This window comes from Variovorax sp. P4_D9, assembly GCF_056401695.1.
In genome coordinates, this window is sequence record NZ_JBFUIU010000077.1 from 1 (window position 1) to 19,848 (window position 19,848).

Annotated in this window: 18 protein-coding genes and 2 pseudogenes; 16 read left to right on the forward strand and 4 right to left on the reverse strand. The window is 67.1% G+C overall.

Annotated features, from left to right (window positions below; translation table 11 throughout):
• Positions 1–376 precede the first annotated feature (376 nt).
• The 11 genes from AC1DY5_RS11340 to AC1DY5_RS11390 all read left to right on the forward strand — a co-directional run bounded on the left by AC1DY5_RS11340 (position 377) and on the right by AC1DY5_RS11390 (position 10,944).
• Positions 377–700, forward strand: coding sequence for an antitoxin Xre/MbcA/ParS toxin-binding domain-containing protein (locus AC1DY5_RS11340; protein ID WP_478111384.1), 324 nt, complete (start codon positions 377–379; stop codon positions 698–700).
• Between the two features lie 263 nt (positions 701–963).
• Positions 964–2,568 (forward strand): GMC family oxidoreductase, encoded by a 1,605-nt coding sequence (locus tag AC1DY5_RS11345; RefSeq protein WP_478111385.1) that lies wholly within the window; start codon positions 964–966, stop codon positions 2,566–2,568.
• A 100-nt stretch (positions 2,569–2,668) separates the two neighbouring features.
• A complete protein-coding gene (locus tag AC1DY5_RS11350) occupies positions 2,669–3,475 on the forward strand; it encodes an SDR family NAD(P)-dependent oxidoreductase (protein WP_478111386.1) in 807 nt (268 codons plus the stop codon).
• A gap of 10 nt (positions 3,476–3,485) precedes the next feature.
• Positions 3,486–4,286, forward strand: coding sequence for a MoaF C-terminal domain-containing protein (locus tag AC1DY5_RS11355; RefSeq protein ID WP_478111387.1), 801 nt, complete (start codon positions 3,486–3,488; stop codon positions 4,284–4,286).
• A 41-nt stretch (positions 4,287–4,327) separates the two neighbouring features.
• Positions 4,328–4,717 (forward strand): nuclear transport factor 2 family protein, encoded by a 390-nt coding sequence (locus AC1DY5_RS11360; RefSeq protein ID WP_478111388.1) that lies wholly within the window; start codon positions 4,328–4,330, stop codon positions 4,715–4,717.
• 46 nt (positions 4,718–4,763) lie between these two features.
• Entirely contained in the window at positions 4,764–6,266 is a 1,503-nt protein-coding gene (locus AC1DY5_RS11365) for an aldehyde dehydrogenase family protein (protein WP_478111389.1), read from the forward strand.
• Positions 6,267–6,313: 47 nt separating this feature from the next.
• A complete protein-coding gene (locus AC1DY5_RS11370; RefSeq protein ID WP_478111390.1) occupies positions 6,314–7,579 on the forward strand; it encodes an ABC transporter substrate-binding protein in 1,266 nt (421 codons plus the stop codon).
• A gap of 12 nt (positions 7,580–7,591) precedes the next feature.
• Positions 7,592–8,461: a branched-chain amino acid ABC transporter permease gene (locus AC1DY5_RS11375; RefSeq protein WP_478111391.1), complete on the forward strand. Its 870-nt coding sequence runs from the start codon at positions 7,592–7,594 to the stop codon at positions 8,459–8,461.
• Complete coding sequence (locus tag AC1DY5_RS11380) at positions 8,458–9,531, forward strand: branched-chain amino acid ABC transporter permease (protein WP_478111392.1); 1,074 nt, start codon at positions 8,458–8,460, stop codon at positions 9,529–9,531. The genes AC1DY5_RS11375 and AC1DY5_RS11380 overlap by 4 nt, the downstream gene beginning before the upstream one ends.
• Entirely contained in the window at positions 9,528–10,235 is a 708-nt protein-coding gene (locus AC1DY5_RS11385; protein WP_478111393.1) for an ABC transporter ATP-binding protein, read from the forward strand. Before AC1DY5_RS11380 ends, AC1DY5_RS11385 begins: the two co-directional genes overlap by 4 nt.
• Position 10,236: 1 nt before the next feature.
• Positions 10,237–10,944: an ABC transporter ATP-binding protein gene (locus AC1DY5_RS11390; protein ID WP_478111394.1), complete on the forward strand. Its 708-nt coding sequence runs from the start codon at positions 10,237–10,239 to the stop codon at positions 10,942–10,944.
• Between the two features lie 7 nt (positions 10,945–10,951).
• Here AC1DY5_RS11390 and AC1DY5_RS11395 read toward each other — a convergent pair whose 3' ends face one another.
• From AC1DY5_RS11395 to AC1DY5_RS11405, 3 genes and pseudogenes are all read right to left on the reverse strand, one after another.
• Positions 10,952–11,935, reverse strand: coding sequence for an AraC-like ligand-binding domain-containing protein (locus tag AC1DY5_RS11395; RefSeq protein WP_478111395.1), 984 nt, complete (start codon positions 11,933–11,935; stop codon positions 10,952–10,954).
• Positions 11,936–12,245: 310 nt separating this feature from the next.
• Positions 12,246–13,200, reverse strand: a pseudogene (locus tag AC1DY5_RS11400) (Bug family tripartite tricarboxylate transporter substrate binding protein).
• 30 nt (positions 13,201–13,230) lie between these two features.
• The gene (locus tag AC1DY5_RS11405) at positions 13,231–13,365 is read right to left on the reverse strand and encodes a DUF2783 domain-containing protein (protein WP_478111396.1); all 135 of its coding nucleotides are present in this window, start codon (positions 13,363–13,365) and stop codon (positions 13,231–13,233) included.
• A 395-nt stretch (positions 13,366–13,760) separates the two neighbouring features.
• Between AC1DY5_RS11405 and AC1DY5_RS11410 the strand changes: the two genes are divergently transcribed.
• On the forward strand, positions 13,761–14,018 hold the full coding sequence (locus AC1DY5_RS11410; RefSeq protein WP_478111397.1) for an AbrB/MazE/SpoVT family DNA-binding domain-containing protein: 258 nt from the start codon (positions 13,761–13,763) through the stop codon (positions 14,016–14,018).
• A 4-nt stretch (positions 14,019–14,022) separates the two neighbouring features.
• Entirely contained in the window at positions 14,023–14,430 is a 408-nt protein-coding gene (locus tag AC1DY5_RS11415; RefSeq protein WP_478111398.1) for a PIN domain-containing protein, read from the forward strand.
• 364 nt (positions 14,431–14,794) lie between these two features.
• On the opposite strand, the gene AC1DY5_RS11420 is transcribed toward AC1DY5_RS11415, so the two are convergent.
• Positions 14,795–17,704: a Tn3 family transposase gene (locus tag AC1DY5_RS11420; RefSeq protein WP_478111399.1), complete on the reverse strand. Its 2,910-nt coding sequence runs from the start codon at positions 17,702–17,704 to the stop codon at positions 14,795–14,797.
• A 146-nt stretch (positions 17,705–17,850) separates the two neighbouring features.
• Here AC1DY5_RS11420 and AC1DY5_RS11425 point away from each other — a divergent pair.
• From AC1DY5_RS11425 to AC1DY5_RS11435, 3 genes and pseudogenes are all read left to right on the forward strand, one after another.
• Positions 17,851–18,218: pseudogene (locus AC1DY5_RS11425) on the forward strand (CorA family divalent cation transporter); the annotation flags it as partial.
• A gap of 336 nt (positions 18,219–18,554) precedes the next feature.
• A complete protein-coding gene (gene kdpF, locus AC1DY5_RS11430) occupies positions 18,555–18,653 on the forward strand; it encodes a K(+)-transporting ATPase subunit F (protein WP_478111400.1) in 99 nt (32 codons plus the stop codon).
• Position 18,654: 1 nt separating this feature from the next.
• Positions 18,655–19,848: potassium-transporting ATPase subunit KdpA (locus tag AC1DY5_RS11435; protein ID WP_478111401.1), on the forward strand; the 1,194-nt coding region annotated here is incomplete at its 3' end.

Here is a 19,848-nt window from a genome sequence, read left to right on the forward strand (position 1 = left end):
AGATCGATGCCAACGTACAAAATAGTCATGGGGCTTCCCCTTTCCGAGTGAGTTGATGGAGCTTCGCAACCCCATCGTGGCACTCTGTTGCCGGCAGCCGCAATACGCAGCGGCCTAATCGGGACGGGGAAGTCCCTTACATTCGATTACCCCAGACGCCGCCCAGGCTGCGCAGATACGACACGATGTACATCAACGCCCCACCATGCCCGCTCCCAATACATGATGACTCGAAGCTAAGACTAGAACGCGTGTCTGATTCCGAAGTCGTAGCCCATCGAACTCTTCACAGCCGGACTCAATCCGATAACGGGGCTGCTAGTCGACGAAGTGATATTCCCGTTGTTGCTGATCCGGGCAATACGGTGTCCAGCTGGTGGTCCATGGCCACCATCATCAGAACATCGACTATGTCGGTGAGGGCTTGATGACCGCCGCGGCACCGTTTCGCGCCTTCGGGGTCGACATGGGCTCGCACCTGGCTTGGCCGCGGGATCCGCAGGGGGAGACTGGATTGGGAAGTCCTCCACAGGACTTGCTGGATCTCGCTGCCCAGGTGTTCGGCGCAGCGGCCCAAACCTGGTTGGACAAGCCGCACGAATGGCTCGATGGCCAAACGCCAGCGGTGTTCGCTGCCGGGGGCTGTTCGAAAAAGGTGCGATCGATTCTCAACGCAATTCGACACGGCGGTGTCGTATGAACGGCATGACACAAGGAACATTACAGCGGCTGCTGTTCAAGCCGCATCTCGAAGAGCGAGGGAGCTTGGGACCGAACTCGCAAACAGTGACCTCAACTGAGGCTGGCGCAGCTGCCGGCGCGCGCATCGATTCATCCAATTGGCTCCCGCATTGACCAACAGCGCAATTTGAATTGCACCAACCTGCCCAGGTGCGCCAAGGCGGGCTGTAGCCCCGAGCATCCGTCTGCAGAAACAACTCAGGACGGACACGGGACAACAACATGGCGCAACAGCTTTTCGACTTCGTGGTGGTGGGGGCCGGCTCGGCCGGCTGCGTGCTGGCGCACCGGCTGGTGCTGGCGGGGCACAGCGTGCTGCTGCTGGAGGCGGGGCCACCGGACAACGACCGATTCATCCACATGCCTGCGACCTTCGTGCGCGTGATCGGTACCGAGCGCACCTGGGCCTACGAGAGCGAGCCGCAGTCTGCGGCGGGTGGCCGGAAGATGTTCGTGCCGCAGGGGCGCACGCTAGGCGGGGGCAGTTCGGTCAACGCCATGGTCTACATCCGCGGCACGCCGGCCGACTACGACGGCTGGCAGGCACAGGGCTGCGAGGGCTGGGGCTGGCGCGACGTGCTGCCCTGGTTCCGCAAGGCCGAGTCGAATTCACGCTTCGCCTGCGAACTGCACGGCACCACCGGGCCGCTGAAGGTGAGCGACACGCGCTACCGGCATCCGCTGAGCCTGGCTTTCGTGCGCGCGGCGCAGCAGGCGGGCCTGGCCTACAACGACGATTTCAACGGCGCCGCGCAGGCGGGCGTGGGCTTCTACCAGACCACCACCTTCGAGGGGCGGCGGGCCAGCACGGCGGCCACGTACCTCGCGGCCGTGCGCGGCAACCCGAAGCTCACCGTGGTCACGGGCGCGCATGTGCTGCGCGTGCTGACGCAGGACGGCGCAGCGACCGGCGTGGCCTACCGCATGGGGAAGGGCGGCACCGGCGAGGAGATCGTCGCCACCGCCCGCGAGGAAGTGATCCTCTCGGCCGGCGCGCTGGCCTCGCCCAAGCTGCTGCTGCTCTCGGGCATCGGCCCCGGCGAGCAGCTGCAGTCGCTCGGCATCCCCGTGGCGCATGCCTTGCCCGGCGTGGGCGAGAACTTCCAGGACCACCTGGAGGTGTCGGTCTACGGCCGCACGCGCGAGCCCGTCAGCCTGCTCGGCAACGACCGCGGCCTCGCGGCGCTCAAGCACGGCCTGCAATGGACGCTCTTCAACACCGGCCTGCTGACCTCCAACGTGGTCGAGAGCGGCGGTTTCGTTGACACCACCGGCCAAGGCCGGCCCGACCTGCAGTTCCATGTGCTGCCGGTGCTCGTGGGCGACGTGGACCGCGAGCCGCTCGCCGGCCATGGCCTGTCGATCAACCCCTGCTTCCTGCGCCCGGCATCGCGCGGCAGCGTGCGCCTGCGCAGCGCCGACCCGATGGCCCCGATCCTGTTCGACGGCGGCTACCTGCAGGCGCAGGAAGACGTGGACACGCTGGTGCGCGGCGTGAAGCTCGCGCGCCGCATCCTGCGCGCGCCGGCGCTGCGCGAAGTGGTCTCCGAAGAGCTCGCGCCCTCTGCGGCCGACGACATGGCCGACGACGCCATCGAGGCCTATGTGCGCCAGCGCGCCAAGACCGTCTACCACCCGAGCGGCACCTGCCGCATGGGCAGCGACGGCATGGCCGTGGTCGATGYGCAGATGCGCGTGCACGGCGTGGCGAAGCTGCGCGTGTGCGACGCCTCGGTGATGCCTTCGCTCGTGAGCGGCAACACCAACGCGCCGACCGTGATGCTGGCCGAGCGCTGCGCGGCCTTCGTGCTGGCGCAGCCAGCATGAGCCTGTTCGGCCGCGCTGTCGAGCAACGAACACTGCGCGTTCGGTCAATCGCCCAGGTGCCTCGAAACCTAGAGTCCATCCCGACAAGGAGACAGCGCGAATGAGTTCCACAGTTTCCATGGCCGGCAAGGTCGCATTCATCACCGGCGGCGGCACCGGCATCGGCGCGGCGGTGGCCGAACAGTTCGTCGCGGCCGGTGGCCGCGTGGTGCTGATGGGCCGTCGCCTCGCGCAGCTCGAGGCGGTTGCCGCAAGGCTCGGCGGGCTGGCTGTTTCGGGCGATGCCGCCAGCACTGTCGACGTGCAGCGTGCGCTCGCCGCCGCACGCGAGAAGTTCGGCCGCATCGACGTGCTGGTCGCCAACGCGGGCGGCCACGGCGTGGGCGATGCGCTGTCCACCGACGACGCCTCCTGGGCCCTCTCGACGCGGCTCAATCTCGATACCGCCTTCGTCTGCGCGCGCGAACTGCTGCCCGAGCTGATCGAGCGTCGCGGCAACATCGTCGTGCTCTCGTCGCTCGCGGGCCACTTCGCCGGCCCGGGCGTGATCGGCTACGTGACGATGAAGCATGCGCTCATCGGCCTGGTGCGTTCGCTGGCGCGCGACTACGGCAGCCAGGGCGTGCGCGTGAACGCGGTGTGCCCCGGCTGGGTGCGCACCGAGATGGCCGACGAACAGATGCAGGTGCTGGTCGACAAATACCGCCTGCCGGGCGCCGACGCCGCCTACGACCTCGTCACGCGCGACGTGCCCATKGGCCGCCCCGCCAGCCCCGAGGACGTGGCGAATGCCGTGCTGTTCCTTGCCTCGCCGCTGGCCGCCATGGTCACCGGCAGTTCGTTGATGGTCGATGGCGGCGCGTCCGCGGTCGACCTGCCCACCATTGCCTTCGCGCACGACGCCTGAGGAAAACGCCATGAGCACCGACGCCACCAGGCCGGCCGACTGGAAGACCTACGACCAGTTCGCCCTCGGCATCGCCACCAACCGCCTGCCCGCCACCGATGCGCTCGCCGGGCAGACACTGAAGCTCGCCTTGCCCGACTTCCAGCTCACGCTGCAGCCGCGCTCGCAGCATGCGCTGGATTGGCAGGAGCAGGGTGCTCGCGGCGGGCAAGGCAACGGCGACTGGTACGAGGCCATCGAGGTCGCCCACGATACCTTTTTCCTCGACATCACCCAGGCCAGCCGCCCGACCGAAGCACTGAGCGTCGTCCTCAACACGCGCACCCGCCGCGTGCTCGCGATCCGCTGCCGCATCGTCGGCGCCGACGAAGCCGCGGGCCAGCCGCGCGTGCCGCAGGACTTCTGGGTCGGCACGCTCGAAGGCGGCACCGCCACAGGCCCCGTTCCGCAGCCCACGCGCGACCTCATCGGCCTGCGCACCTGGCAGATCTACAGCCCCGAGCACACCTATGAACACAGCTACCTAAGTGCCGAGCGCTATGCCTGGCAGTGCCTGGTCGGCGTGCAGCGCGGCCATGGCGACGTCGACCTTGCGAGCTACTACAAGTTCGACGAGGACCAGTACATCTTCACCTTCCGCGAGTTCCTGATTCCGGTCGCCTCGGTGTTCTTCTTCAACTTCACGAGCGGCCGCTCGACCGGCAAGTTCCTGGGCGTCACCGGTGCGGGCGAAGTCGCCAACAACCCCGCCGGCGCCTTCATGCGCAAGGCCTCGCAGACCTTCTATCCGCCCGAGTTCGGGCCGGTCTGAGCCCAAGCTTTTCTGCTGTCACCCCAAGGAGTCTTTTCTTCATGCGTACACCCCATCAGATCATTGCCGATCACTACGCCGCCTCCGACCGCCAGGACCTCCCCGCCATGTTCGCCGACGTGGCCGGCGACGTGCAGTGGACCGAGATGGCCGGCTTTCCATGTGCCGGCACGCACGTCGGTCCGGCGCAAGTGATCGAGAAGGTCTTCAAGGTGCTGGGCGCCGAGTGGGAGGGCTACCGCTTCGAACTCGAGCGGCTGGTCGATGGCGGCGACACCGTGGTCGGCATCGGCAACTACCACGGCTGCCACCGCAAGACCGGCAAGACCATGCGCGCCCGCGTGACGCATGTGTGGCAGGTGCAGGGCGGCAAGGTGCGCAGCTTCGAGCAGTTCACCGACACGCTGCTCGTGGCGCAGGCCATGTCGTGAGTTCCGCCTTTTTCTTTCATTCAATGCATCGCCCCGGAGTCAATCCATGAACCTGCGAGACCTTTCGCTCGAACACCTCGGCCTGGTGGGCCTGCTGGCGCAGCGCCGCCGCGGCAACCATATCGACGGCCGCGAGGCGGCACCCGCCAACGGCCTGTACCTGCCCGTCGTCGATCCGGCCACCGAGATGACCGTGGCCGAAGCCCCCGACAGCGATGCGGCCGACGTGCATGCCGCCGTCGCGAGCGCGCGCCGCACCTTCGAGAGCGCCGCATGGAAGTCGCTGCGTCCGGCCGACCGCGAGCGCATGCTCTACACGCTGTCGACGCTCATCGAGTCGCACGCCGACGAGCTCAGCGCGCTCGAAACCCTGCAGAGCGGCAAGCTGCGCGGCATCGCGCGCATGGTCGACGTGGGCGGTGGCGCGGAGTTCGTGCGCTACATGGCGGGTTGGGCCACCAAGCTCGAAGGGCAGACGCTGGACAACTCCATCGGCATCCCCGGCCCGCAGTGGGTGACCTACACGCGGCGCGAGCCCGTGGGCGTGATCGGCGCGATCGTGCCGTGGAACTTTCCGCTCGCGATCGCGCTTTGGAAGGTGGCGCCCGCGCTCGYCGCCGGCTGCACCGTGGTGCTCAAGCCCTCGGAGGAAACGCCGCTCACCGCGCTGCGGCTGGCCGAACTGGCCATCGAGGCGGGCTTTCCGCCCGGCGCCCTCAACGTCGTGTGCGGCCGCGGCGCAACCGCCGGCGCCRCGCTCGCCGCGCACCCGGACATCCGCAAGATCAGCTTCACCGGCTCGACCGCCGTGGGCCAGCGCATCGGCCATGCCGCGGTCGACAACATGTCGCGCTTCACGCTGGAGCTCGGCGGCAAGTCGCCGCTGATCGTGCTCGACGACGCCGACCCGGTCGCGGCGGCGCAGGGCGCGGCCAACGGCATCTTTTTTCACCAGGGGCAGGTGTGCACGGCCGGCTCGCGCGTCTACGTGCAGCGCGGCATCTTCGACAAGGTGGTGCAGCAGCTCGCGCAGGTCGCCGAGGGCCTGCACATCGGCTCGGGCTTCGACCCACAGGCGCAGTTCGGACCGCTGGTGTCCAGGCGCCACATGGACCGTGTGATGGCGCACATCGACGGCGCGGTGGCCGAAGGGGCCACGCTCGTCACGGGCGGCAGCCGCGCCTTCGACGGCGGCTGCTTCGTGCGGCCGACCGTGTTCGTCGACACGCAGCCCTCGATGCGCATCGTGCGCGAGGAAGTGTTCGGCCCCGTCGCCACGGTGGTGCCCTTCGACGATGTCGAGGATGCCATCCGCCTGGCCAACGACAGCGCCTACGGCCTCGCCGCGAGCGTGTGGTCGAACAACCTCTCGGCCGTGCACCGCATCGTGCCGCGGCTGCAGGCGGGCGTGGTCTGGGTCAACGCGCACAACGTGCTCGACAACGCGCTGCCGCTGGGCGGCGTGAAGCAGTCGGGCTACGGGCGCGACCTGGGGCGCGCGGCGGTCGAGGGCTTCACCGAGCTCAAGAGCGTCTGCATGGCGGTGTAGCCGCGTCCGGTTCCGATTGCAACAAGACACAACAGGAGACATTCATCATGCTGAGAAAAAAGAAGATCGCGCTATCGGCCATCGTCGGCGCCCTGGGTCTGGCCGGTTTCAGCGGGGCCTGGGCACAGTCCGGACCCGACTGCGGCCTCAACAGCGGCAAGCCCGCGACGGGCGAACCCATCCCCATCGGCGCCGTGGTCGGCAAGACCGGGCCCGACGACTTCAGCGCCTCGGGCCAGGCGGCGGCCGCGTACTTCAAGTGCGTGAACGCCAACGGCGGCATCAACGGCCGGCCGGTCGACTACATCGTGGTCGACGACCAGTGGAACCCCGAAACCGCCGCGCAGGTGGCCTCCAAGCTCGTGAAGGACCGCAAGGTGGTCGCGCTCGCGGGCAGCACCAGCTTCGTAGAGTGCGGCGCCAACGCCAAGATGTACGCCGACGAGGGCGTGATGGTGATCGCCGGTACCGGCGTGCCGCGCGAATGCTTCAACGCGCGCAACTATGTGCCGGTGAACGCGGGGCCGCGCGTGTCGGCCACCATCGCCGCGATGTACGCGGCGCAGAAGTACAAGTCCAAGAAGATGGTCTGCATCATTCCGAACATCCCGAGCCTGGGCAACTGGGCCTGCGAGGGGCCCAAGGAATGGGGCAGGAAGAACGGCGTGGAGGTCGAGACCATCGCCATCGACCCCGGTTCGGCCGACGCCACGTCCACGATGCTGCAGGCCGCCGCGAAGAAGCCCGACACCATCATCATGAACGTGCCCAAGGGCATCCTCGTGCCCATGCTGGCCGCCGCCGAGCAGCAGAACCTGGGCAAGAAGATCCACTTCGTGTCGTCCGCGCCGGCCTACAACGCCGACGTGCCCAAGGCCATCGGGCCGTACTGGAAGGGCAACTTCGACGTCAACCTCGAATTCAACCCGCTCGAATCGGCCGGGCCCGACAACAGGAACTGGCTCGCGGTGATGGAAAAGTACGGCGCCAAGAGCGATCCGCGCGACACCTTCTCGCAGGCCGGCTACGTCGCCGCGCGGCTGGTGACGCAGGCCCTGCTCAAGATGGACCCGAAGAAGATCGACCGCGCGAGCGTGACCGATGCGCTGCGCAAGGTGACGGACTTTCGCAGCGACATCCTCTGCAAGCCCTTCTACGTGGGCAACGGCAACCGCCACAACGCCAACAACAGCGGGCCGGTCGCGAGTCCGGACGGCAACGGCTGGCGCTTTACGCCCGGCGGCTGCCTGACGGCGGACGATCCGGAGCTGGTGGACATCCGCGCCGACGAGCAGAAGATGGGCCTCAAGTAGGCGCGCCGGGCCATGGAGGACTACCTGCCTTTCGTCATCTCGGGCCTGGGCCTGGGCGCGGTGTATGCGCTCTCGGGCGTGGGGCTGGTGGTGCTCTATCGCTCCTCGGGGGTGCTGAATTTCGCGTTCGGCGCCATCGGTGCCATCGGCGCGTATGTGGCCTGGTCGATGCTCGAGGCGGACTGGCCGCAGGGCCTCGCGTGGTGCGCGGCCATCGTCGCGTCGATGCTGCTGTCGCTGGCCTACGGGCGGCTGCTGGCGCCGCGCCTCTCGCACCGCGACCCGACCATCCGCAGCATCGCCACGCTGGGCTTCGCGCTGGTGGTGGTGGGCTTCACCGAGTGGTACTGGGGCGAGCAGCCGCGCCGGCTGGTGCTGCCCACCGATGCGGGCGCGATCGATTTCGTGCTCGGCGAGGTCGAGGTGCGGCTCACCCACACGCGGGCGCTGGGGCTCGCCTTGGCGGTGCTGATGATGGGGGGCGTGGGCCTGCTGCTGTCGAAGACGCGCGTGGGCTTGAAGATGCGCGCGCTGGCCAACGACCGCGACCTGAGCGCGCTGCTGGGCATTCGCGTGCTGGGTGTCGACACGGTGGCCTGGGTGCTCAGCGGCGCCTTCGCCGGCGTGTGCGGGCTGCTGCTCGCCAACATCGTGCGGCTGCAGGCCACGCTGCTGACCTTCCTGGTGATCCCGGCCTTTGCCGCGGCGATCATCGGGCGGCTGCATTCGCTGCCGGCCACGGTGGCGGGCGGCATCGCGATCGGCGTGCTGGAGGCGCTGGCGATCACGGTGCCGGGCTTCGCGGCGTTTCGCACCGCCACACCGTTCCTGATCGCGCTGGCCATGATCGTCTTCTTTCGCACGGGGACGCGGCAGGCATGAGCGCGTCGATTTACACCGCCACGGCGCCCGTTCCCAGTAGTGCAGCGGCGCCCGCCTCGTTGGCCGAGGCATCTCGCCGCGCGAGTCTTTCGCTGGCCGTGATGGTGGGCTGCGTGCTGCTCATCGGCATCGCCGTGCCGTGGCTGGCGAATGCCTACTGGATCAAGACGCTCACCTCGTCGCTCGCGCTGTCGATCGCGGCGGCCGGCGTGGCGCTGCTCTACGGCCAGCTGGGGCTGGTGTCGCTGTGCCAGTACGCGCTGCTCGGCGTGGGCGGCTGGATCGCATTGCGCGCGGGGCACGGGCTGGGCTGGCCCTTCGAGCTGTCGGTGCTCGCGGGCGGGTTGCTGTCGTGCGGGGTGGGCATGCTCGCGGGGCTGCCGGCGCTGCGACTCAAGGGGCTTTATCTCGCGCTCGTCACGATGATGATGGCCGGCGGCTTCCAGGTGGTGATCAACGTCATGGGCTTTCCCGACGGCGGCGCGGGCTGGCTGGGCCGCGTGTTCGGCAGCGAGCGGCTGATGATGCCGCGGCCCGCGCTGGCGCTGTCCGATGCGGCGTATTTCCGCTACGTGGCGGTGTGGCTGGCGGCGGTGCTGGCGCTGATCGAACTGCACCGGCGCACGCGGGCCGGCCGGTCGTGGGCGCTGATCCGGCGCGGCGAGGCCGCGGCCGTGGCGGCCGGCGTGAACATCCTGCGCTACCAGACCTGGGCCTTCGGGCTGGCGGGCTTCTGCGCCGGCGTGGCGGGCGCATTGCTCGCGGGCGGGGTGGGTCAGCTCGACGGGCGTGCCTTCACCGCGGGCGATTCGGTGATGCTGTTCGCGCTCACCGTGGTGGGCGGCGTGTACCACTGGGCCGGTGCACTGATCGCGGGGCTGTTGCTGCGCGCCGTGCCGGCATTGCTCACGGACTTCGGCGTGAACGGCTATCTCGCGATGATCTTCTTCGGCGTTGCGTTGCTGCATGCGCTGATCACGGCGCCGAGCGGCATCGCCGGGCAACTGGCGGGTGCGTTCGACGCGGTGCGCAAGCGGTTCGCACGGGGCGGCAAGGAGGCCGGCCCATGATCCGGGTGAGCGATCTCACCGTGGCCTTTGGCGGCGTCAAGGCCATCGACGGACTCAGCGCCGAACTCGATGCGCCCGTGTGCGGCCTGATCGGACCGAACGGCGCGGGCAAGACCACGCTGGTCAACGTGCTGAGCGGCCTCGTGCAGCCGCGCGCCGGCACCGTCACCGTGGACGGCGCCGACCTGCTGGGGCTGAAACCCATCGAGCGCGTGCGCTTTGGCCTGCGGCGTTCGTTCCAGACCGAACAGGTGGTGGAAGACCTGAGCGTGTGGGACAACGTGCGGGCGCTGTTCGACCACGTGCCGCATGCACGCGGCRATGCGACTGCGCAGGTGGCGCGGGCGCTGTCGCACACGGGCCTTCTCGACGTGGCGACTGTGCTGGGCCAGCGCCTCAACCTGTTCCAGCGCCGCATGCTGGAGATCGCGAAATCGCTGGTCGGCGCGCCCAAGCTGCTGTTGCTCGACGAGCCCGGCGCGGGCCTGACCGAGCAGGAGGCCGGCGCGCTGCGCCGCGTGATCGGCTCGGTGCACGCCTTCTGCGGAGCGCAGGTGCTGCTGATCGACCACGACGTCGACCTGATCGCGGCCACCTGCACAGAGACGCTGGTGCTCGACTTCGGCCGCCGCCTCGCGCTCGGGCCGACGCGCGCGGTGCTCGACGACCCGGCCGTGCGCAAGGCCTATCTGGGGACGGAATGACATGCTGAGCATCCATGATCTGCGCCTGCAGCGCGGCGGCAAGGCCGTGCTGCACGGCATCGACCTGCAGGTGCCGCCCGGCGAGGTGACCGCGCTGCTCGGCGCCAACGGCGCGGGCAAGTCGAGCACGGTGATGGCCGTTGCCGGCGTGCTGCCGCTCGCCGGCGGACGCATCGAGGTCCAGGGCCATGCGCTGCACGGCCAGCGACCTGAGCGGGTGCGCGCGCTGGGCGTGGCGGTGGTGCCGGAAGGGCACCGCGTGCTCGGCGATCTGTCGGTGCTCGACAACCTGCGCGCCGCGGCCACCGCGTTGCCGGCGGCCCGCGTGGCGGACGCGGTCGAACAGGTGCTCGCGGTGTTCCCCGAACTGCGCGTGAAGCTCGCGCTGCCCGCGCGCTCGCTGTCGGGCGGGCAGAAGCAGATGGTCTGCATCGCGCAGGCGCTGATCGGCAAGCCGCGCTACCTGGCGATCGACGAACTCTCGCTGGGGCTCGCACCCACCGTGGTCAAGCGATTGGTGGAGGTGGTGCAGCAGGTCGCGCGCGAGGGCGTCGGCGTGCTGCTGATCGAGCAGTTCACGACCGTGGCGCTGGCCGTGTCGAGCCGCGCCTATGTGCTGGAGCGCGGCCGCATGGCCTTCGAGGGATCGTCGGAAGAATTGCGCAGCCGGCCGGAGATCCTGCACAGCAGCTACCTGGCTGCGGCCTGACAGATCCTCAGTGCGTCAGCGCCACCGAGGCGAGGGCCCGCTCGGCTTCGCGCCGCTGGAACTCGCGCGGCGAGGCGCCGTACTGCGCCTTGAACACGCGGCAGAAATGCGCGCTGCTGTTGAAGCCCCAGGCGAAGGCGATCTCGGACACCGAGATGCGGCGGCCGGCCGCGCTGCGCAGCGCCTCGCTGCAGCGTTCGAGCCGCGTCTGCCAGATGAAGCGGTCGAGCGTCTGGTCTTCGTCTTCGAACACGCGGTGCAGGTAGCGCTTGGAGCAACGCAACTGCTGGGCGATGAGATCGAGCGACAGAGCAGGGTCCGCGAGGTGCGCATGCACGAACTGCTTGACGCGGGCCTTCAGCACGCCCGGCACCGGGTGTGCGCCGAACTGCTCGTCGGAGTGCGTGGCGAGCGTCGAGGCCAGCAGGCCCAGCACGGTATCGCTGACCGAGCGGCCAACTGCATTGGGCAAGGACGGAAGCTGGTCGGCGAGCGAGGTGAGGAATGAGCCCAGCACCGCATAGAGTCCCCGCATCGCCGGCGTGTGCGCCTCGCAGGTGTGCAGGTCGGGCATCTTCATGCCCTTGAACTGTTGGCGCGGGATGGTGATGGCCAGCAGGCGCGAGCGCTCGGGGTTGGTGATGGCGTAGGGCACGCGCGGGTCGTACAGGCTCCAGTCGCCGGGGTGCAGGTGGAACTCGCGGTCGCGCTGCGAGATGTGGCCGTGGCCTTCGAGTTGGAGCACCAGCTTGTAATGCTCGTCGAGCGCGATTTCTTGGCGCGTATCGGGCCGCGCAACCCGATGCGACGGCGCCTCGATCAAGAACATGCCGAGCGGACCCAGTTCGTAGGCGTCGAGGCGTGCGTCGAAGGTGCCCGCATCGAGGCACTGCACGCGCAGCGCGCCAAAGTACGAGGTGTTGATGCGGCCCCAACAGGCCTGCCTATCGGCGGGGTGTTCGAGCAGCGTGCTGAAGTGGTGTGCGTTCATGCCATGGGTTCCGTGGAGGGCGCCCGGAAGCGCTTCCGCAGGATAGGCTTGCGGGGGCGCGACATCATCGGTGTTTCCACCCGGCCAGGGCGGGCCCGGCACTCCCGGTCAACGCGCGATGCGCGCTGGGTCAACGCACGGATGGATCGCCGAAGACGCCGGCCAAAGGAATCGCAGCCCGATTTCGCCGGTGGTGATGGCCTGTCTCGAGGCCGGCCCGCATTAAAAACAATTTGTGCGCGGCTTTGCTCAGATGGGCCGTCCTGGGTGGATTCCGCCATTCTGCGGGCGTTCTGGAACGCCAAAAAGATCAATCGACCTTGATGTTGTTTGCCTTGATGAGGCGGCCCCAGTTCGCGCTCGTCCTTGACATACCTGGCCATGTCGCTCGGTGTTCCTGGCAATCCCTCCACGCCCAGCGCGAGGAAGCGTGCCTGAACCGCTGCCGAGTTCAGTGCGTCGACCAAGGCCTTGTTGAGCTTCGTCACAGTTTCAGCAGGCGTGCCGCTCGGCACTGCGAGCCCCTGCCACGCATATGCCTCGAAATCGGTCAGGCCTTGCTCGGCCAGCGTCGGCACGTCGGGCAGCGTCGCAATGCGCTTCGCGCTCGCGACGCCGATGGCCTTGACCTTGCCGGCCAGCACGAACTGATTGCCGCTGGCAGTGTCGACCATCATGAAGGGCACCTGGCCGCCGAGAATGTCCTGCATCGCGGGTGCCGCGCCGCGGTAGGCGACGTGCGTCATCGCGACGCCGGTTTTTTCGCGCAGCAGCTCGGTGGCCAGATGGTGCGGACTCCCAGCACCGGCCGAGGCGTAGTTCACACCGCCGGGTTGCGCCTTGGCCCAGGCGATGAATTCCTTGAAGTTCTTTGCCGGCACCTGGGGACCGACCACCAGAACGAGCGGGAAACGCGCCAGCATGCCGACCGGCGCGAGGTCTTTCTCGGCGTTGTAGCTGAGCTTGGAAAACAGGAACGGGTTGGCTGCGAGCGTGGCGAAGTCGGCCGTCAGCATGACACTGCCGTAGTCCTTCGAGCGGGCGACATAGTCCGCAGCGATATTGGTCGCCGCGCCAGGCTTGTTGTTGATGACGACGGGCCGGGCCAGGCTTTTCGACATCGCCTCGGCCGTGGCGCGGGCGACGGAGTCGGAGCCTCCGCCCGCGGCATAGCCGACCACCCATTCGATGGGCTTGGTGTCCTGCGCAATGGCGAGATGGGTGCTTGCGGCCAATGCGAGGCCGGTCAGGAAAAGGCGAATCATGGGTTGTCTCCGGTGGTTGTGACTGGTTGTTCAGCTGCGTGTTGCGGCGGCGAACGCCTCGCGCAGCACGGGCAGTGATCCGATGTGATTGGCCAGGACGAGCACCAGCCGCGCATTGAAGGCGTGGCTTTCGTCCGTGGAGGGGTAGTCGTACTTTTCTTGCAAAAAGGTGCGCTCAGGTCTGAAAACTCGTTGCGTGACAAGGACTTACTGGATGCGTTCCCTGCGCGAAAGCCGTCTGGCGCAACCTGTTGATTTCTAAAGGGAAATTCTGCAAGAGCGTGTCAATTTGTCGGAAAAGTACGATCACCCCAGGACAGGACTGACTGGTCGAAGCATCGCTGCTGTCCAAGACAGGCGAATCCGGCGGATGACATGCTGATCTGCCGCAGTGCGCAGACGGGTGCGCGCCAATTTCGGGATCGTGCCCCAATTTGCACTGGCCAAGCAGTTCTTTCAGTCAAGACGCATCGCGGCCTCCGTCACTTGGCACGCTACGCCGGACTGACGCCATTTGGCAGCGCTTGCTATAATTCCTTACCCATCGTAAGGAGTTCCAGATGCCAGTTGCGACCTTAACCAGCAAGGGCCAGGTGACCCTGCCTGTTTCCGTGCGCGACGCCCTGGGCCTGGAGGCCGGCTCGAAAATCGATTTCATCGCCGAAGGAGAGGGATTCAAGGTCGTTCCGGTCAGGAGCAAGGTGTCCTCTTTGAAAGGGCGGTTTGCCGGCCGGGTCGCGAAGCCAGTTAGTCTGGAGGCAATGGATCGGGCCATCGGCGAGGGCGCTGTGGAGCGACAACGCAAGCGCGGACGCTGATCTGATGATCGGTCTGGATACCAATGTCCTCGTGCGGTACCTCGCGCAGGACGACAAGGCGCAAGCTGCCAGCGCAACGCGCCTCATTGAAACCCGGTTAAGCCAGCGCTCCCCAGGTTTCATTAGTCTGGTGGTGTTGGTCGAACTGTGTTGGGTGCTCCAGCGCCTTTATGGCGCCACAACGAGCGATCTTGTGGAGACGGTCACCGATCTGCTCGCCACGCCGCAATTCAAGCTCCAGGCGCGCGAGGCCGTGCAAGATGCTGTCCAAGCCTTACGAGTAGGAAAGACAGGCAAAGCGGGCTTTGCCGACTTTCTAATCTCGCGCATTGCGCTTCGCGAGGGATGCAGCGCCGTAGTGAGTTTCGACCGCGCCGCGATCCGCGCGGCAGGCATGACGGCGGTCGAGTAGTTGAGGTGGTTAGCGGCCCGCAGCGGCCCCTTGCTGCCACTGCCATATCGACGTGGCTCTACGATCATCGGCCCCTGCTCTTCGGCGAGTTTGTCGAGCGCGCGCCCTGAGGCTCACCTTGTTCGCGGCTGGCCCCCAGCTCTTGCAGGGCGTTCGCCATAGCCGCCTGTGCGATTTCTCGCGCGGACCGTTCCTGCTGGCGCTCCAATTGAGATGCGAGGTGGGGTCTACTCKTTTTCGGTGCAATAACTGACGGTTCGAGAAGCCAGCAACCATGCGGGTTGCAACAGGTAAGCCCTTGATTTCGTTGATTTTCCTGTTCACTCTCGAATTCGGGTTTCGRGGCGTCGRTGGGAKGTCGGTTTCATYGCACGGCGCTCGTTTTCGCTGCAGCATGYGACGGTAGGAGCTGGTCGGCGTAGCGCTCGATCGGGAAGCGGAAGACACCGCGCAGGTTGATGCCCTCCAGCCGCGTGGGCGCGATCCGCCCGATGAGTTCTGGCGGGATGACCTGGCGCCGATTGGCCCAGCGATCGAGCACCGCTTGCATCTGCGTCGTGTTCCAGGCCATCACGATGTTGGCCAAAAGGCTCAACGCGTCGGCCACCGCCTGCATCTCGTCGACGCGCTTGGCTTGCGCCGGACTGACCCGCCCGGTGTAGATGGCGCGCTTCAGGGCGTTGACYGCYTCGCCGCGATTGAGCACMCGKCGCAGTTCGCGCCGGAACGCYTCATTGACGAAGTAGTCYGCCAGGAACGCCGTTCGCAGCAACCGGCCGAGCTGCACACCGGCCTCGTAGATCGGGTCACCCCGGGCCGCAGATCCAAAACGCGCGAGTGCCGCCACCGCGCTGGCGTGGCCGCACATGACGGAGGCCGTGAGATGAACGAGGGCGTCCCAATGGGACTCGATGGGCCGCAAGTCAACGTTGGCCACGCATACCGACGCGATCTCAGACGGGATTGCCATGCCACGCGGCACGTACAGATGTCGCTGCTTCAGATCCTTCAGCCGCGGGCATAGATCGAACCCGAGCAATCGAGCCAGGGCCATTGCGAAGTCGGTGTGCCCGTGCGTGTCCACCGCGAGCTGGGACGTCTCGATGCACTCCTGGCGCACGACGCCCTCGATGGCCACGCCGGCCTGTCGCTCATTGAGCACGAAAGGCTGGGCATTGAAGATTCCCCAGCGATCGCGCACATGGGAGTAGATGCCGATCGATGGTGTGCTGCGCCGGGGATCCATCCGGGCCTGCCAGACTCGCTTGGTGGTCTCCATGCTCATCATGTCCGAGGAGGCGAGGTCCGTGCGGCCCCAAGTCGCGGCAATTGCGTGACCCTGCATGAACTCCAGCACCGCCTGGCAGGCCTGAGCCAATCGATGCTCGTCACCGGCCCAGCGCATGGCCTGGCGGATGCTCGCTGCTGAGAGCTGGGGCATCATGCGGGCGCAGTCGGCGGCCGTCAGGCTGGTGCCGTGGGCCAGGATTCCGGCATACGCCATCAACAACTCGTCGGCCGAGCGCGGCTCGCGCCCCAGCATGATCCAGCTGAAGTGCACTCGGGCGTCCACGGCCAGGATCACCTCGGGCAGCTGCACCTCGCCGATGCGGTGATCGAGCCGGGCACGCAGCTTCGTGACTGCGGGATCCTCGTCGTCGGCCGGCAGGGCGGCGAGGTGCAGTTCATCGTCCACGCGCAGGACGCCGGCGCGGGTCGCCTGCGCCACGGCATCGACTCCGGCACGCACGCGCTCCAGCAGCGGGATAAGGAAATCGGCGGGCTTGGTCGGCAGCGACAGACGTGCGTAGTGGSGCTTGGCTTCGGCCTCCCAGCGCTCGGCGGGCAGGAACAGGCGGTCGCGACCACGGAAGGTGAGGCTATGTTCGAGCCACACCGAGCCGTTGCGCACGGATCGGCGCAGTGCGAGCAGCGTGGCCACCTCCAGTGCCCGGAACGCCCGCTCGCGGTCGTAGCCCGAGATCGCATCGCGCCAGACCGATCCGAGCCGGAGCGAGACGCCGTCGGGCAGGCTCTTGACGTTGCGGCTATACAGATCGCGCATCTTCGCCAGCGATTCGATCACCGGGTGCTCGCCGGTGGCCTGCCATGGCAGCTTGGCGAGCGCCACCAGCAGCGACCGCACCGGGCGGATGGCTTCGATCAGGCGCTCCCGCACGAGCGACGCGCGGCTGGGTGGGCGACGCTGCCCCTGGGCGGCAACAAGGGCTTCCAATCTGTCACGCAACTCGGCGTCCGGCACGGCACCCTTGGCGCTCAGGCTCGTCAGCTCGGCGATCAACGACTGGTACAGCTCGGCCCAGTTGACCGTTTCGCCGACATCGTCGGCGGCATGGCGCCACAGGTCGGCTACGCGGCGCTGGACCATCAGGATCAGTTGATCGGTGGCAGTCAGCAGGCAGTAGCGCAGGAAGCAGGCGACTTCCACGGTGCGTCCCGGCTCCTTGATCTTTGCGCCGGCCGACGGCGGTCTGGAGACTAGCCGGCGCGCGTAGCGCCGCACGATGAGGTCGGGCAGGGCGCCCAAGAACCGGTGGACATCCAGGCCATAGAGCAGYTCGATGCGTTCGAGCACTTCACTGATCTGGCGCGTCGAGTGTTTGGCAGGGGCCGCCCACAACCAGCTTTGATGGGTCTGGCCGCTGGGGTGCGGCTGTGCGATCGTGCGGCGCCATCGTTCCAGGGTAGCCGCTTCGATCTCGGCGCCAATCGATTCCGCCGTCTTGGCTTCCAGGTGGAGGAGGGCGGCGGCGATCAGGGCTCGGATGGCCCGGTCGTGAACGATCAGCAGCCGGTGGTCGTACAGCCAGCGGCGGGCATAGACCAGCAGCTGCTCGCGGTCCGCGCAGCGCGACACTTCGTCGCTGAGCAAGCGCACCAGGGCGCGCCGCTGATGCTCGGTCATCCACCGGAATCCGAGCGCCTCGCAGGCGACCTGCTGGTGGTCGAACAGGGTGCGGCCACGCCCGTACATTGCGCGCAACGAGGCAATCTCGGGGGCATCGATGCCCAATTCGTTGCCCAGGTGCCGCCAGAGCCCCAGCGGCACCACCCGCACGGCGTCCAGCAGGCGGCCACTCATGCGCAGGAATCCGATGTGCAGCGCCAGGCCCAGCTTGAACGAGTCGCCGCGGCGCGTCTGGATCAGCTCATGCTCGGCGCGACTGAAGGTGAAGAATGCCTGCAGCTCGAAGGCGCTGAGATCGCGCGGCAACTCGCGCATGCCCAGGAATGTCGTCTGCCAGCCTTGCATCGCGCGCCTCCGTCGGTGGGGCACGCACGATACGCCCGTCGAAAGCGAACAGCAATCCAAAGCAAATCAAGGACTTGCAGACTCCCACCCGCGCCAGTGTTGGCGCTGCGCACCGTCACTCTGTGCACTGAAAACGAGTCGACCCCGAAGGAACCGGCAAGCTGCACGGCGGCCGTGTGCCGCAGTTGTGTATCCGCTCGCAGGAGTACTTCCGGGACGTCGTCGACCACCTCAACCGGATCAACAACACCATCGAGTCGATCTTCGATTCGATCGGCACTGCGATCCACGTCAACTTGTCGATGGTGACCATCGAAGACGGCGAGGTGGTCAAGCGCTTCGCCGCCTGGGCCAGCATCTTCGCCGTTTGCACGCGCTTGCTGGCATCTGGGGCATGAATTTCGAGCAGATGCCCGAGCTGAAGTGGGCCTACGGCTATCCCGCCGCCTTGTTGCTGATCGTCGGCATGTGCGGCTACTTGTACTACCGGTTTCGCCGAGCAGGCTGGCTCTGAGCCGATTTTCCGGCGGGTCGTCCGGCAGCCGGGTGGCGAGAACTTGATGCCGAGAACTTGGTGCGGCGGAAGGGAAATGACGACCAACCTCCAGGAATGGGGTCATCTCGTGCCGCGTTTTTCTCAGGAGGCGGCCCGTTTCTTTACGCATTTTTTACGCCCCTCACCCCAGTCTATCCCCTGTTTTTATGCAGCCACGCGGACACTTTCCATATTGTTTTTGCAGGAGTGAAGAATGGACATCGTGTGGATTGCCGCCCTGGCGGCGATTTGGCTCGTGATGGCGGGAATGGTGGTCGGGCTCTTCAAGCTCGAAGCACCCAAGGGAGAGCGTTCGTGATCAGCCTCGAAGTGCTCTACGGATTCGGCGGCCTGCTCGCCGTCCTCCTGTTCGCCTATCTCGTGTTCGCGCTGATCTGCGCCGAGGAGTTCTGACATGAACGCCTCTGCCTGGGGCCTGCTGGCCTTCTACCTCGTCGTGCTGGGCCTGCTGGCCTGGCCGCTCGGCCGCTACCTGGCGCTGCTGTGCAGCGGCGTCCCGCCGCGCTGGATGCAGCGCGTCGAAGCGCCGCTCTACAAGCTCGCCGGAACCTCGCCGGATAGCTCGATGCACTGGCGCAGCTATGCGCTTGCGCTGATGGCCTTCAATGCCATCGGCGCGCTGGTCGTCTACGGCCTGCAGCGGCTGCAATCGGTGCTGCCGTTCAATCCCGCGGGCATGGCGGCCGTCTCGCCGGACTCGGCCTTCAACACCGCCGTGAGCTTCGTCTCCAACACCAACTGGCAGGGCTATGCCGGCGAGTCGACCATGAGCTACCTGACGCAGATGCTCGGGCTCACCGTGCAGAACTTCTTCTCGGCCGCCACTGGGATCGCGGTGGCCTTCGCACTGGCCCGCGGCTTCGCTGCGCGCAGCACGGACGGCAAGGGCCTGGTGGGCAATTTCTGGGTCGACCTGACGCGCGTCACTCTGTGGCTGCTGCTGCCGATCTCGTTCGTGCTTGCAATCTTCTTCGCCGGCCAGGGCGTGATCCAGAATTTCGACGCCTACAAGACCGTGACCACGGTGGAAACCACGGCCTACCAGAACCCCAAGCTGGATGCGGCGGGCCAGCCGGTGAAGGACGCCCAGGGCAATCCGGTGACCGAAGACGCGAGCACCACCACGCAGACGCTGGCCATGGGCCCGGTCGCCTCGCAGGAGGCAATCAAGATGCTCGGCACCAACGGCGGCGGCTTCTTCAACGCCAATTCGGCGCATCCCTACGAGAACCCCACGGCGCTGGCCAACTTCGTGCAGATGTTGGCGATCTTCCTGATTCCGGCCGCGCTGTGCTTCGCCTTCGGGCGCGTGGTTGGCGATCAACGACAAGGTTGGGCCATCCTGGCGGCGATGACGGTGATGTTCGTGCTGGCGGTGATCGCGGTCATCCCGGCCGAGCAGGCCGGCAATCCGTTGCTGCCGCCGCTCGGCGTGGACCAAGCATCCAGCGCGCTGCAGGCCGGCGGCAACATGGAAGGCAAGGAAGTGCGCTTCGGCATCACGGCCTCGGGGCTGTTCGCCGCCATCACTACGGCGGCATCCTGCGGGGCGGTCAATGGCATGCACGACTCCTTCACGCCGCTGGGC